Source organism: Leptospira venezuelensis (assembly GCF_002150035.1).
In the GTDB taxonomy this organism is placed as follows: domain Bacteria; phylum Spirochaetota; class Leptospiria; order Leptospirales; family Leptospiraceae; genus Leptospira_B; species Leptospira_B venezuelensis.
This window is the reverse complement of record NZ_NETS01000010.1, coordinates 984,594-998,877: the sequence shown is the minus strand read 5'-3', so window position 1 is coordinate 998,877 and position 14,284 is coordinate 984,594. Positions and strand designations below refer to the sequence as shown.

At 39.4% G+C, this 14,284-nt stretch carries 10 protein-coding genes; 8 read left to right on the top strand and 2 right to left on the bottom strand.

Going from position 1 to position 14,284, the window contains the following annotated elements; genetic code table 11:
• Positions 1 to 2: 2 nt before the first annotated feature.
• A complete protein-coding gene (locus B1C82_RS11855) occupies positions 3 to 935 on the bottom strand; it encodes an ABC transporter ATP-binding protein (protein WP_086447764.1) in 933 nt (310 codons plus the stop codon).
• 277 nt (positions 936 to 1,212) lie between these two features.
• Here B1C82_RS11855 and B1C82_RS11850 point away from each other — a divergent pair, with 277 nt between their 5' ends.
• The 6 genes from B1C82_RS11850 (at position 1,213) to B1C82_RS20685 (ending at position 6,628) form a co-directional block, all read left to right on the top strand.
• Positions 1,213 to 2,370, top strand: coding sequence for an ACP S-malonyltransferase (locus tag B1C82_RS11850; protein WP_086447763.1), 1,158 nt, complete (start codon positions 1,213 to 1,215; stop codon positions 2,368 to 2,370).
• Between the two features lie 48 nt (positions 2,371 to 2,418).
• Positions 2,419 to 3,999, top strand: a complete 1,581-nt coding sequence (locus B1C82_RS11845; protein WP_086447762.1) for a DUF2779 domain-containing protein — start codon at positions 2,419 to 2,421, stop codon at positions 3,997 to 3,999.
• 88 nt (positions 4,000 to 4,087) lie between these two features.
• A complete protein-coding gene (locus B1C82_RS11840) occupies positions 4,088 to 5,299 on the top strand; it encodes an argininosuccinate synthase (RefSeq protein ID WP_086447761.1) in 1,212 nt (403 codons plus the stop codon).
• Entirely contained in the window at positions 5,296 to 5,781 is a 486-nt protein-coding gene (gene coaD, locus B1C82_RS11835; RefSeq protein WP_086447760.1) for a pantetheine-phosphate adenylyltransferase, read from the top strand. The genes B1C82_RS11840 and coaD overlap by 4 nt, the downstream gene beginning before the upstream one ends.
• A gap of 13 nt (positions 5,782 to 5,794) precedes the next feature.
• Positions 5,795 to 6,208 (top strand): nucleoside-diphosphate kinase, encoded by a 414-nt coding sequence (locus B1C82_RS11830; RefSeq protein ID WP_086447759.1) that lies wholly within the window; start codon positions 5,795 to 5,797, stop codon positions 6,206 to 6,208.
• Between the two features lie 243 nt (positions 6,209 to 6,451).
• Positions 6,452 to 6,628 carry a hypothetical protein gene (locus B1C82_RS20685; RefSeq protein WP_086447758.1) on the top strand — a complete coding sequence of 59 codons (177 nt, stop codon included), beginning with the start codon at positions 6,452 to 6,454 and terminating at the stop codon, positions 6,626 to 6,628.
• Positions 6,629 to 6,659: 31 nt separating this feature from the next.
• Here the strand turns inward: B1C82_RS20685 and B1C82_RS11820 are convergent, their stop codons facing one another.
• Positions 6,660 to 10,172, bottom strand: a complete 3,513-nt coding sequence (locus B1C82_RS11820) for a nitrate reductase (RefSeq protein ID WP_086448586.1) — start codon at positions 10,170 to 10,172, stop codon at positions 6,660 to 6,662.
• A gap of 338 nt (positions 10,173 to 10,510) precedes the next feature.
• On the opposite strand from B1C82_RS11820, the gene B1C82_RS11815 reads away from it, so the two are divergent.
• Both B1C82_RS11815 and nirB read left to right on the top strand, forming a co-directional pair.
• A complete protein-coding gene (locus B1C82_RS11815; RefSeq protein WP_086447757.1) occupies positions 10,511 to 11,725 on the top strand; it encodes a nitrate/nitrite transporter in 1,215 nt (404 codons plus the stop codon).
• A gap of 37 nt (positions 11,726 to 11,762) precedes the next feature.
• Positions 11,763 to 14,276 carry a nitrite reductase large subunit NirB gene (gene nirB / locus B1C82_RS11810; protein WP_086447756.1) on the top strand — a complete coding sequence of 838 codons (2,514 nt, stop codon included), beginning with the start codon at positions 11,763 to 11,765 and terminating at the stop codon, positions 14,274 to 14,276.
• The last annotated feature ends 8 nt before the right edge of the window (positions 14,277 to 14,284 follow it).

Here is a 14,284-nt window from a genome sequence, read left to right as displayed (position 1 = left end):
AATTAAACCTTGTTCATAAAGATTTGTTCTAAGGTCACATCCTGCTTACGAATAAATTCTGGCAGGATACCAGAGGAAGAAATTCCGGAATACAATTCTTCTTTAAACTTTCTTTCTGAGGAAGTGTTGATTAAAAATGTAGAACCTACAGAATCCTCTCCCACAAATTTAAAAGTCGCACCTGACTTGCTTGCGACACCATTCAAGTAGGTTTCAGTTTCCGATCTGGATTTTCCGGATAAGGTTACTTCGAGACCGGAGAGATTTTCCATCTCTCTTTCTAGTTCCTGGCGATCACATTGGTATACCAATCTTCCTTTATGTAAGAAAAGGAATCGATTACAGGTTTTGTAAACTTCAGGAAGTATGTGGCTCGAAAGAAGGATTGTATGTTTTTCTTTAAGACCATGAATTAGATTACGAATTTCTACTATTTGTTTCGGATCCAATCCTGAGATAGGTTCATCCATGATAATAATTTCAGGATTTCCTAAAATAGCCTGAGCGATCCCTACTCTTTTTCTGAATCCAAGAGAAAGAGTTTCGATTACTTTGTCCTTCACTTGAGTAAGATCGGTAAGACCTAAAACTCGATTGAGTTCCAAAGGAACATCTTCTTCTGAGATCTGTTTGATCCTAGCTGCGAATATGAGATACTCACTCACAGTCAATTCAGGATACAAAGGAGGAGTTTCCGGAAGATAACCGATCTTCTTCTTTACATCAATGGGATGTTCGAATGTGTTAAGTCCGTTGAACTCGCATAATCCGTCGGTTGCCATTAGGTAACCAGTGAGTATTCGGATCGTAGTTGTTTTTCCTGCACCGTTAAGGCCAAGTAATCCTACAATTTCTCCCTCTTTGAGTTCGAAATTCAGACGATCAATGGCTAATTTCTCTCCGTAAAATTTGGAAAGGTTCCTTACTTTTATCATATTGTTTTCTGTCCGGTCCTACCGGAGATTGGGAGATATTTCTAATTAGAAGGGTTTCGGAAAGAATAACCTCATGCGGACCCAACTAGGTCAATCATTTTCCCGGAGAAGGAGCTAACCACAAGGTTTTGAGAGATTTCAAGGGAATAAACGGATGTTTAATGGAACGGTCGTTCTTTACGAACGCTATTCAGGACGAAAAAGCTCTTTAAAAAAGAATTGCGAACCCAAGGCAGGAAAGAAAAGCATCTTCTAACGACTTATAACAAGGCATTGTATGGCAGTAGCAAACTTTTTGAACGAAGCAAAAGCTCAAGGCAATAAACTATTTTTGCAATTCGGAGGCCAGGGTTCTCCTTGGTTGAAGGAACTTTCTAAACTTTACGAAGCAGATCCTTCTTTAAAAGAATTGTTTGATACAGCTTTCAAAGCTCTCGCAGAAGAAGTTCCTAGCTTAAGAAAAGATATCATCTCTCAAGGATATGATTTCGAATCCTGGATCAAAAACCCAGAATCCGCTCCAGATGAAAATTATCTCTGCAGCGCGACCGTTTCTATCGTAGGTATCTTCCTCACCCAAACAGCAAATTACGTCTCTTTAGTTAACAAAGGTTTCGCAACTTCCGAGCTTATCGCAAATGCTGCGGGAGCGACCGGTCATAGCCAAGGGATTATTCCAGCTGTATTGATCGCCTTAGGAAAAGAAGGCGCCGACTTCTACAAAGAATACGCTAAATTTTTAAAATTCGTTTTATATCTTGGATACAGAGCTCAGGAACTTTTCGGAGTTTATAATCCTTCTGAAGAAGTTCTAAAAGGTAATGAAGAGATCGGAGACAAACAACCTGCTCCAATGGTTGCAGTCATTGGTTACAGCGCCGCTGAACTTTCAGAAAGAGTTCAAAGCACAAACGCAGAACTTGGACTTAGCGGAACTAAAGCGATTTATGTTTCTCTATTCAATACTCCTGATTCAAATATCGTTTCCGGAACTCCAGAAGCACTTCTTGCTTTCCGTAAAAAGTTCAAAGCTGAGATGGATGAGAAAAAAGTAAAATTCGTCTACTTAAGAACTACTGCACCATTCCATTGCCCAATCATGGACGAGACTGAAAAGACTGTTCCAAAAGATATGGAAAGGATCGGATTCAGCTATAAAGGTTCCGATCTAAAGATCCCAGTTTATTCTATTTTTGATGGAAGAAACTACCAAAATGAAGCAGACATCACCTTACCTCTATTCAGAGAGGTTCTGATCAAAGCTCTTTACTGGGACAAAGCAACGACTACTTTTGTTAAAACTCCTAAGTTAGTCGGTATTGATTTTGGACCAAGCGTTGTTTCTCAAAAACTAACTCAAGCAAACTTGGGTACTTCTGAGAACAAAATTTATAGCGCATCCAGCCCGAAAGACATCAAGGTACTTCTGGCTTAAACTTTCCGATCTAGGGAATTCTCCCTTCGGATAAGAAAAGACTCCGCTATGGATTCGGTTCCTAAATTACTAAGAACCTCGATTCGGCGGTTGTCTTTTCTCTTTCCGGAAACACTCAGAAGAAAACTTCTATTCGATGTTCTGGCTCCTTATAGAGAAAAAGAACTTCCTCTCTTAGGAAGATCCGCATTCCAAACAGGACAATACTGTGAATTACAATTTTGGAAATTTCTAAAAGAACCGAATCATGAATTTGATATCTCCAATCAGTTTATCTCTCCGAAACAAAAATCACTCCTCAAAGATATTGCAGGTAAACTTTTCCCAGATGCAAAACATGCAGGATACAAGGATTCCAAAACTAGATCTTATCTAGATTCAAAACAACCTGTCAAAGGTGCTTGTGTTAGAACAAAATTTTTCGATACAAGGGCAGACTTTTTAATTCCTGGAGAAGAAGGTTTGCAGGCAATTATCATCAAGGCTTCTTCTTCTGCCAAAAGAACTCATATCTCGGAACTTTCTTTTATAAGAATGGTATTGGAAGAAGCAGGATATAAAGTATATTCCACCCAAGTTTGGACGATAAGTTCTGAATATTCATACACAGGAACCGAAATAGATCCAAATCGACTATTTCATAAAAAGGATTGCAGCAAGGAAACTTTGGCGAACCTGGAAGACACTAAAGAAAAGGCTTATAATCTTTTAGAAGTATTAGAAAAAGATAAAATTCCTTCTATCACCTTCTCCAAACATTGCGATCACCCTAGAAATTGTATCCATCCTGAATCTTGCTACTCAGATTCACCTCCCGGTGATCTATTTACATTAAGAGAAGGAAAAGAACTTACCCTTACTCTTTGGAATCAAGGAATCAGAAATTTATCCGAAGTGGAACCTGATTCCGAATTTACTCATAGACAAAAGATCCAAGTAGAAGCTGTAAAAACCGGGAAAGAATATTTGGATAGAGATTCACTTTTATCTTATCTGAATCAGTTAAAATTTCCTTTATATTGTTTGGATTTTGAAACGATTAATCCGCCTGTTCCCTTCTATAAAGATACACATCCATTCCAACATGTTCCTTTTTTATATTCTTTACATGTGATCCGAAAAGATCTGAAAGAAACACCGGAAGAATATACTTATCTGGATGATCACGATAAGGATCCAAGACTTGGTATCTTGGAATCACTTTCTTCTCAAATCAAACCAGGAGGGACAATTCTTGCATTCAACGATAGTTTTGAAAAACGCTGTTTGAAAGAATCCATCCAAGCTTATCCAAAATATAAGGAATGGTTCCAATCCATAGAGCCTGATTTTTCGGATCTAGCAAAACCGTTTTGGGATTACGATTATTATCATCCTGCGCAAGAAGGAACCACTTCTTTAAAGGTAGTTCTTCCAGTTCTTACTGGAGCAAATTACAAAGAACTTACAATCAATGCGGGTCATATAGCTAACTCCGAATTTTTAAGGATCAAAACTGAAAATGTATCGGATCAAGAAAAGAAGAGGGTAGAGTCCGACCTGATAGCTTATTGTAAGATGGATACCTTTGCTTTGATCCTGATTCTTAGGGCCTTAGCGGAGAAGTTAAACTGGCCCGGAAAATTATAATAAATCCTTCCGGATCGATTCTTAATAGAGGAATTCCAACCAAAATCGGACTTGTCGGGAGGGGTCCAGCGATTTCCCTATCCTTAGAATGGCGGCTCAAAAGAACATAAAGAAAATCGTATTAGCATATTCCGGCGGATTGGACACATCCGTAATTCTAACCTGGCTTAAGGAAACCTATGGATGCGAAGTGGTAGCATTTACCGCAGACGTAGGCCAAAAAGAAGAGCTCACAGGCCTGGAAGAAAAAGGGATCAAGACCGGAGCCTCCAAAGTTTATATAGAAGATCTTCGTTTAGAATTCGCAAGGGACTTTATCTATCCCGCCATCCAAGGAAACGCGATCTACGAGATGCGATACTTGCTAGGAACTTCTTTAGCAAGACCATTGATCGCAAAAGCAATGGCCGAAGTTGGTAAAAAAGAAGGAGCAGATGCATTCGCTCACGGCGCGACCGGAAAAGGAAACGACCAAGTTCGTTTCGAATTAGCATTCAAATCCTTAGCTCCAGAAAAGGAAATTATAGCTCCTTGGAGGACCTGGTCTTTCGGAGGAAGAGCCGACCTAATAGAATATGCAAAAACGAAAGGTATCCCAGTACCTGTAACAGCTTCCAAACCATATTCTATGGACAGGAATCTAATGCATGTTTCCTACGAAGGTGGAATATTAGAAGATCCTTATAAAGAACCGAACGAAGATATGTTCCTTCTTACCGTTTCTCCGGAGAAGGCACCGGATTCTCCTGAATACGTGGAATTAGATTTCGTTGAAGGAAATTGCGTAGCAGTAAATGGGAAAAAACTCAATCCTTATGAAGTTGTAGATACTCTAAATACAATCGGAGGAAAACACGGAATCGGAAGAGTGGATATAGTAGAGAACAGACTAGTAGGGATTAAATCCAGAGGAGTTTACGAAACTCCAGGTGGAACCATCCTATTCCACGCGCATAGAGATTTGGAATCCATCACAATCGACAGAGATACACAACATCATAAAGATAAATTATCCGTGGAACTTGCAGAGTTGATCTATAATGGACATTGGTTCTCTTCCAGAATGGCTGCAGTAAGAGCATTCATCTCTGAAACTCAAAGGTTCGTAACCGGAACCGTAAAAGTGAAACTATATAAAGGAAACTGCATTATCGTTGGAAGAAAATCCTCTGTTTCACTTTATAATCCTGAAATGGCAACTTTCGAAAAAGAAGAACTATACAATCAAAAAGATGCCGAAGGTTTTATTAACCTATACGGACTTCCTGCAAAAGAAGCTGCGAGGCTGCGAAAAAAATGACAAGAATTGCTGTTTATCCTGGCTCCTTCGATCCTTTAACTAGAGGACATTTGGACATTCTCCAAAGGTCCATAGGTCTATTCGATAAAGTGATCATAGGTGTTGCGGTAAACTCCAATAAAAGTCTACTTTTTTCTATCGAAGAAAGAATAGAATTCATCAGAGAAGCAACCAAAGGTTGGGAGAATCTAGAAATAGACACTTTCGAGGGACTGACAGTGGACTATTGTAAAAAGAGAGGAGCAAAAAGTATCATCAGAGGACTTAGAGCAGTCACTGACTTTGATTATGAATATGCAATTTCTCTAATGAACAGAAAGCTCGCCCCGGAAGTAGAAACAATCTTCCTGATGTCCTCAAACGACTACTCGTTCGTATCTTCTACAATCGTAAAAGAAGTGGCAAGACATGGCCGGGATGTATCCGCTCAAGTGCCGGAACACGTTAGCAAAGCATTACTTAAAAAATTATACCACAAGTAACTAAGGAATAAAAATGGCTAGAACATTTATCATGATCAAACCCGACGGAGTAAAAAACAAACATGTCGGCGATATCCTACAAAGAATCGAAAAAGAAGGATTCAAAATTTTAGGACTTAAATATCTTAAACTTTCTCTCGAAGATGCAAAACAATTCTATAAAGTGCATTCGGCTCGTCCTTTCTATAATGATCTTTGTGGCTATATGTCTTCTGGACCTATCGTTGCAGCTGCTTTGGAGAGAGACAATGCGGTTCAACATTGGAGAGACGTAATCGGAGCTACAGATCCGAAAGAAGCTGCTGCAGGCACCATTAGAGCTTTATTCGCAGAAAGTAAAGAAGCAAACGCAGTACATGGTTCTGACTCGGATGATAACGCTGCATTAGAGATCAGCTTCTTCTTCAAAGGAAACGAACTCTTCTAATAGAACGAATCTTTCCTTTTATAGACCCGGTGTCCCTAAAGAGACCACCGGGTTTTTTATTAATATCTTCTAATATACAACAACCTAACATTCGTTTTATATAAAGACCTCCCTTGACCGACGTTCTTGTCGGAGAAAAAAATCCGGATTATAACAAATTTTTCTTGTACTTTTTGGAAATATCTTTCTCTATTTTTCCTACGTAGGCGAAATAAAACCACCGTTTCGACCGAAGCTAATAATATGAACGCAGTGACCAAAGAGCAGATCATTAAGCATAGCCGTATCATAGAAAAATACAGAACAAAAGATACTTTGTTCGACGGCTCCCCGGATTGGATGGACGATGTTTTGGAAGTGATCTACTCCCAAGAAGATTTTATCGCGGATAAACCAGATATAGATCTGGATATAGAGTAATCTTATCCCTTATCTACCTTTTGCGAGTTCTTTAGGCCGGAGCAACCGCTCCGGTCTCTCTTAAAATTTTCAACACCTCAGGCTTACAACTTCCGCAACCTGTCCCCGCACCAGTCTTTTCCGAAAGTGTTTTAAGATCACAGACACCGTTTCTGATCTCTTCTTCTAAATTACCTTTTCCTACTCCATTACAAGAACAGACTAAAGGACCTATTGGAGGTTTCAGCGGAGAAGATCCGGTAAGAAGTCTATCTCTCTTATCGCCTAGCTCAATTCCGGAAGAGATCATAGCCTTAAATTCTGAAAACTCAGATTTATCTCCTACCAAGATCGCTCCTACTAAACGATCTCCTTTAATGATACATTTTTTATAACGACCCTTTCTTTTGTCGAAGAATACAATCTCTTCGTATTCGGGACCTGCTTCGTCCATTGGAACATCAGGTAATCTCAATGAGACCAACTCTAAGCCAGGTACTTTCAGAAGATTAGAATGCATGGAACCCGAATAAGAACCAATCTTATATCCATACATATGCCAAGCCGCAAACTCAGCTTGCTCTTCAGTTGCAGCAACAGTTCCGTACATTCCAGTAGAATGTTCAGCAACTTCTCCTATCGCATAAATATCCGGATCACTAGATTGTAAGAAATCGTTTACCAATATTCCAGACTTACAATTAATCCCTGCTTCCTTAGCTAATTCCAAATTCGGAACCGTACCAACTGCAAATACGATGCCATCCGGTCGAATGCTGGAGCCGTCCCTGAACTTAACACTCTCCAACCTTTCCGTTCCATATACTTTGGAAATTTCAGTATCGAATAAGATTTGTATTCCTCTTGCTTCTACTTCTTTTCTTAAAATTTCTGCTGAGATTTCGTCCAATTGTTTGGACATCAATCTATCCGTTCTTACTAGAACAGTCACATTTACATGCAAAGATCTTAATGCAGCTGCTAACTCTAAACCAAGCAGTCCTCCGCCCACGATCAACGCATGAGTATTCGGAACAAAAAATCCCTTAATCCTATCCGCATCGTTTTTTGAACGGAGACTAAAAATCCCCAACATCTTTTCTGGAATATATTTAGGGATAGAAGGTCTACTTCCAGTTGCAATAATCAGTTTGTTATAAGAATATACATTACCTTGGGAATCTTTTACTTTCTTTCCTTCAGGAAGTATCTCTGATACTGAGATGGAAGATTTAACTTCTATATTCCAGGATTCAATCTCTTCTTCGCTGACGGCAGATAATTGGGAGAATTGTTTATCTCCGCTGATTAAATCTGGTAATAGAATTCTGTTATAAAATGGATGTTCTTCTTTACATAATACTGTTATTTCATCATCAGGAGAGATGGCTCTGAACTTTCTGAGGAATGCAAGAGTTCCGTTCCCTCCTCCTACAATCAGTATCTTTTCCTTAGGCTTTTTATAAGGAAGGACCTCTACAGCCGAAATTTTAAACCCAGGCTGTTTGGAGAATGGATCAAACTTTGAACTTGTAAGATTATTTGCTCTCGCTTCATCATTTCCATTCTTTCTTCCCCAATGCATAGGTAAGAACACAGTTCCTTGTCGGATACTTTCAGTGATCGTAGCTCTAACCCTAACACTTCCCCTTTCATTTTTGACTTCTACGATTTGTGATTCTATAATCTCTCTTTCTTTTGCATCAATAGGATGGATCTCTAGATAAGGTTCCTTTTTATGCTCCTTGAGCTTTCTTACCTTTCCTGTACGAGTCATTGTATGCCATTGGTCTCTGATCCTACCCGTGGTTAAAATAAGAGGAAAGTTCTCTGTTGTTTTTTCGGAAGTATCTTCCGGCTCTACGGAATGTATTTTTGCTTTTCCATTCGGACGATAAAACTTTCCGTCGGAAAATAATCTTGGAGTTCCTTCATGGTCCTTGGAAGGAAAGGGCCATTGCACTGATCTTCTATCTTGTAAGATAGAATAGTCCAAACCGCCAATATCCAGATTTGTACCTTTAGTAAGAAGGCAATGTTCTAAGAAGACTTCTTCTTCATTCTTATAATTGAAAGAAGATCCAAATCCCATCTTTTCCGCAAACTCAGTTAGTATCCAGGTATCTGCCTTTGCATCTCCTGGTGGATTGAAAATTTTTGGAAGGTAGGTTATTCTCCTATCCGAGTTGGTCATTGTACCTTGCTTCTCTGTCCAACCGGCAGCAGGAAGAACATAATGAGCAAACGGAATAGACTCATGACTATTTGAAATATCTTGGACAACTACTAACTCTGCATTTCTAAGTCCAGCCTCAACGGTTCTTGCATCCGGAAGACTTACAGTTGGATTTGTACAAACAATCCAGATCGCTTTCATCTTTCCGTTTTTGAGATTTTCGAACATCTCTGTGGCTGAATAACCCGGTTTGTCCCGAATAGATTCCACGCCCCAAAAATCCGCTACTTCCTTTCTGTGATTTTCATCTGCAAGGTTTCTATGGGCAGGAAGAAGATTGCATAATCCGCCCACTTCTCTTCCTCCCATTGCATTCGGTTGTCCAGTTAAGGAGAATGGACCAGACCCGGGTTTGCCTATCTTACCGGTAATTAGATTCAAATTTATTAATGCTAAATTTTTATTAACGCCAACCACACTTTGGTTAAGCCCCATTGCCCAAAGAGTTAGAAATCCTTTTGCACTCGAGATCAGACCAGCTGCTTCTCTAATAGATTCTTCTGAAACTCCACAAGAGTCAGCATATTCTTCCATACTAATAGAAAATACCCTCTCTTTTAGTTCTTCGAAACCTTCCGTATGTGATTTGATGAAATTTGGATCTAATGAATTTGTCTCTATCAGACTTCTTGCAATTGCATTGAATAATAATATATCAGTTCCAGGAATGATCTGAAGATGTAAGTCTGCATTCTCGCAACTTTCCGTTTTTCTTGGATCTACTACGATGATCTTAACGTTCGGGTCTGAATTTTTTCTATCTTCTATCCTTCTGAAAAGAATTGGATGACACCAAGCCGGGTTAGCGCCAGCGATTAAAAAACAATCTGCAATCTCAATATCATCGTAAGATATAGGAACACTGTCCTCACCCAAGGACATCTTATAACCTACAACTGCAGAACTCATACATAGCCTGGAGTTGGTATCTATATTGTTTGTATTTAAAAAACCTTTGGTGAGCTTGTTCACCACATAATATTCTTCCGTCAATAATTGCCCGGACACATAGAAACCTACCGAATCAGGTCCGTATTCTTTGATCAAATTTTTAAAACGATTGGCGATCTCTCCTAATGCAGAATCCCAATCGGTCTTTTGTAATTCTCCAGTTTTAGGACTTCTTGCCATTGGATATAAAAGTCTATCGCTCTTATCCAAAACGGTGTGATGCAGATTCATCCCTTTGGAGCATAACATTCCTTTATTCGCAGGATGATCAGGATCCCCTTGGACTTTAAAACTAGTCTCGTCCTCTTTTTGAATCAATACACCGCATCCGACCCCACAATAGGAACAGGTGCTTCGAAATCCATTTTCTGTATTCACAACCAATTTATAGCAATTTTCATGCCAATTAATAAATTTTATAACCAATCCGTCTAAACTTGCAGTATCTCGGAATAGAATATGGGCGATTTCAAATAATGCGTATTTAAATTAAGCATCATGTACAATATATGCATAAATTCTAGCAATTTTGCTCTTTATCCTTTGTTTCACTTATAAGAAAATTTAAATAAGTGTTCGAAAAAGAAGGCCTGAATCTAATTTTTTATATCATTCTATCTTAATATAACGTTTTTCAAAAATTCAACCAATTACTTGGCACGACTTTTGCTATAAGCACTATGTGAGCGTTTCTGCTCGTTAACGGAGAGCTTTAAATGAAAAAATTTCGTGAATTTCTATCTATAGGTCACTTTCCATCGCTCGTGAGCTCCTTTCTATACTTTGACTTCAGCTTCATGGTATGGATGCTGCTTGCCGCTTTAGGCGTCTTTATTTCAGAAGAATTCAAATTAGGCCCTGCCCAAAAGGGTATGTTGGTTTCAGTTCCTCTATTGGGAGGAACATTATTAAGAATTCCTTTAGGGCTATTATCTGATCGTTACGGATCTAAGATTGTCGGTCTTTGTGGAATGGGCGTCACAATGCTTACTCTACTAGCTGGCTGGAAATTTGCTCATACTCTTCCTGAAGTAATTCTTGTAGGACTATTATTGGGAACTGCAGGAGCAAGTTTTGCAGTAGCACTTCCTTTAGCGAGCAGATGGTATCCTAAAGAATACCAAGGTTTAGTGATGGGTATCGCAGGTGCTGGAAATAGCGGGTCTGTGATTGCTACTTTTTTCGCTCCTGATCTTGCGAGAAACTTCGGATGGCATGCCGTTTTCGGCCTTGCTCTTATTCCTTTAGCCTTTGCCTTCGTTTTCTTCTTATTCTTTGCTAAAGATTGCCCAGGAACAATTTCTAAAAAACCTTTAAAACAATACTTAGTACCGATCAAGTCCAGAGATGCTTTATTCTTCTGTTTACTGTATAGCGTAACGTTTGGTGGATTCGTAGGTATAGCAAGCTTCCTACCTATCTTCTTCCATGACCAATACGGTGTAGATAAAGTCACCACTGGATTTTATACATCTTATTGTATCTTAGGTGCAAGTTTGGTTCGCCCTATCGGTGGATATCTTTCCGACAAATTTGGCGGTGTATCAGTTTTACTTGGAGTATTCGCAGGAGTTGCTTCTTGTTTGATCGCTGTCTCATGGTTGCCGTCCGTAGGTATTATACTTCCGCTCTTCATCACATTAATGATCTTCTTAGGTTTAGGTAATGGATCCGTATTCCAACTCGTTCCACTTAGATTTAGCAAAGAGATCGGGATCATTACTGGTTTTATAGGAGCGTTCGGAGGTTTGGGAGGATTTTTCGTTCCGAATCTATTAGGAACTTTGAAAGCGATTTCCGGAACCTTCTCCGTAGGATTCGTAGTGTTATCTGTGGTGGTTGCGTTATCTGCCTTCTCACTATTCATGATGAACACTTTTGTTTGGGAAAAAAATAGAAAAAACGAATCCTTAGAATTGGAGTCGGCTTAAGCCGGCTCCTGCTAAAAAGGAAAGGAGATAGATAAAAATGAAACGGAAGTTAGTAATTCTTGGAAACGGAATGGTGGGTCATAGATTCGCCGAAAAAGTCGCTGAGTACGGTGGAACAGAAAAATTTGAAGTAACTATTTTAGGCGAAGAGCCTAGAAGAGCTTATGATCGTGTTCATCTTTCAGAATATTTTACAAATAGATCCGCAGATTCACTTTATCTTTCTCCTTCCGATTGGTACAGAGCCAATGGGATCCGCTTATTACTTTCTGAGCCTGCAATCTCGGTTGATACAGTTTCTAGAAAGGTAACTACTTCTGCCGGAACTGAATTGCTTTTTGATGAATTGGTAATTGCTACCGGTTCTTCTGCTTTTGTCCCAAATTTCGATGGTGTGGATAAACAAGGAGTCTTCGTTTACCGCACAATTGAAGATCTAGAAAAGATCATGTCTTATGCTAAACAAGTTTCCAAAGTAGCAGTACTTGGTGGCGGTTTATTAGGTTTAGAAGCTGCCAAAGCAGTTTTAGACATGGGAAAAGAAAGCCATGTAGTTGAATTCGCATCACGTTTGATGCCAAGACAATTAGATGAGGCCGCTTCTTCCGTCCTAAAATCTAAGATAGAGTCTTTAGGTGTTCGTATTCATTTAAATAAGGAAACCAAACAAGCATTAGGAGAATCTAATTTTCAAGGATTGGAATTCGTAGATGGTTCCGTTTTAGATGTGGAGATGTTGATTGTTTCCGCAGGTATCCGGCCAAGAGATGAACTGGCAAAAAATTCTGGAATAGAGGTCGGACAAAGAGGCGGAATCATTGTAGACGATGAGTTAAGAACAAACGTCTACGGAGTTTATGCAATCGGAGAAGTTGCACTTCATAAAGGAATGATTTATGGACTCGTGGCTCCAGGTTATGAAATGGCGGAAATACTCGCTTATAATCTTTGTAGCCCTGGACAAAAAACGAAATCTTATGCAGGTTCCGATCTTTCTACAAAACTAAAACTGATTGGAGTGGATGTTGCTTCTTTCGGTGATGCTTTAGGTCAAACTGAACATCTTCCTATCGCTTATACAAATCCCCGCACAGGTGTGTATAAAAAATTAGTACTTTCTCCAGACGGTAAAAAACTGAAAGGAGGAATATTGGTAGGAGATGCGGATGCATATTCTAACCTTCTTACTCTTTACTTAAATAATGTAGAACTTCCTGCTGAGCCTGAATCTTTGATTGTAGGAACTCCATCGGAAGAAGGTTCCGCATTTGGTTCTCTTCCGGATGATGCAAAGATCTGTTCTTGTAATAACGTTTCTAAAGGTGATCTTTTAGGGGCGATTCGGTCCGGTTCTTGTTCCAATCTAAAGGGTTTGAAAGAATGCACTAAGTCTGGAACCGGCTGCGGCGGTTGTATCCCTCAAATGAATTCCATCCTAAAGGAAGAACTTCGAGCACAAGGTAAAGTAGTCACTGAACATGTTTGCGAACATTTTAAATATTCCAGACAAGAGTTGTTCCAGATCGCAAAAGTTAAAGGGATCCGTAGCTTCGAAGAAATGATCCGTACTCATGGAATGGGGAATGGTTGCGAAGTTTGTAAACCTGCTGTGGCTTCTATCATCGCAAGTATTTACAACGAACCAATCCAAAAACACAGGGAGATCCAAGATACCAACGATAAGTATCTTGCAAACATCCAAAGAGGTGGAACTTACTCTGTAGTTCCTCGTATTCCTGGTGGAGAAATCACTCCGGATAAATTGATCGTGATCGGTCAAATTGCAAAGAAATATGATCTTTACTGCAAGATCACTGGCGGCCAACGGATAGACTTACTCGGTGCAAGAATGGAACAACTTCCCGACATCTGGAAAGATCTAGTAGAAGAAGGTTTTGAAAGTGGACACGCATACGGTAAAGCAATGCGAACCGTTAAAAGTTGTGTGGGTTCTACTTGGTGTAGATACGGAGTACAAGACAGCACTGCGTTTGCAATTCGTATCGAAGAAAGATATAGAGGGATCAGAGCTCCTCATAAATTAAAATCAGCGGTCTCAGGTTGTATCAGAGAATGTGCAGAAGCAAGAGGTAAAGACTTTGGTATCATCGCCACTGAAAAAGGTTGGAACCTTTACGTTGGCGGTAATGGAGGAGTGAATCCTAAACATGCAATCCTTCTCGCTGCCGACTTGGATGAAGAGACCTGTGTTAAGTACATAGATAGATTCATGATGTTCTACATTAGAACCGCAGACAAACTTGTAAGAACTTCTGCTTGGTTAGAACAATTAGAAGGCGGAATAGAATATTTAAAAGATGTGGTCATCAACGATAGGTTAGGCATCAACAAAGATTTAGAAGAAGAAATGGACAATCTTGTAGGGACCTATGTATGCGAATGGAAAGACGTAGTAGATGATCCAGAAAAACAAAAGAAATATAAACATTTCGTAAACAGCGAAGATGCTGATCCAACTATTAAATTCATCGAAGAAAGAGGACAAAAACGTCCTGTAGATTGGCCTAAAAAAGAATTGGTTTCGAACTAGGAGACAAA

What these genes read in the sequence shown, in the direction of transcription:
- B1C82_RS11855 (WP_086447764.1), bottom strand. Translation starts at nt 935, where the DNA reads ATGATAAAAGTAAGGAACCTTTCCAAATTTTACGGAGAGAAATTAGCC.
- B1C82_RS11850 (WP_086447763.1), top strand. Translation starts at nt 1,213, where the DNA reads ATGGCAGTAGCAAACTTTTTGAACGAAGCAAAAGCTCAAGGCAATAAA.
- B1C82_RS11845 (WP_086447762.1), top strand. Translation starts at nt 2,419, where the DNA reads ATGGATTCGGTTCCTAAATTACTAAGAACCTCGATTCGGCGGTTGTCT.
- B1C82_RS11840 (WP_086447761.1), top strand. Translation starts at nt 4,088, where the DNA reads ATGGCGGCTCAAAAGAACATAAAGAAAATCGTATTAGCATATTCCGGC.
- coaD (WP_086447760.1), top strand. Translation starts at nt 5,296, where the DNA reads ATGACAAGAATTGCTGTTTATCCTGGCTCCTTCGATCCTTTAACTAGA.
- B1C82_RS11830 (WP_086447759.1), top strand. Translation starts at nt 5,795, where the DNA reads ATGGCTAGAACATTTATCATGATCAAACCCGACGGAGTAAAAAACAAA.
- B1C82_RS20685 (WP_086447758.1), top strand. Translation starts at nt 6,452, where the DNA reads ATGAACGCAGTGACCAAAGAGCAGATCATTAAGCATAGCCGTATCATA.
- B1C82_RS11815 (WP_086447757.1), top strand. Translation starts at nt 10,511, where the DNA reads ATGAAAAAATTTCGTGAATTTCTATCTATAGGTCACTTTCCATCGCTC.
- nirB (WP_086447756.1), top strand. Translation starts at nt 11,763, where the DNA reads ATGAAACGGAAGTTAGTAATTCTTGGAAACGGAATGGTGGGTCATAGA.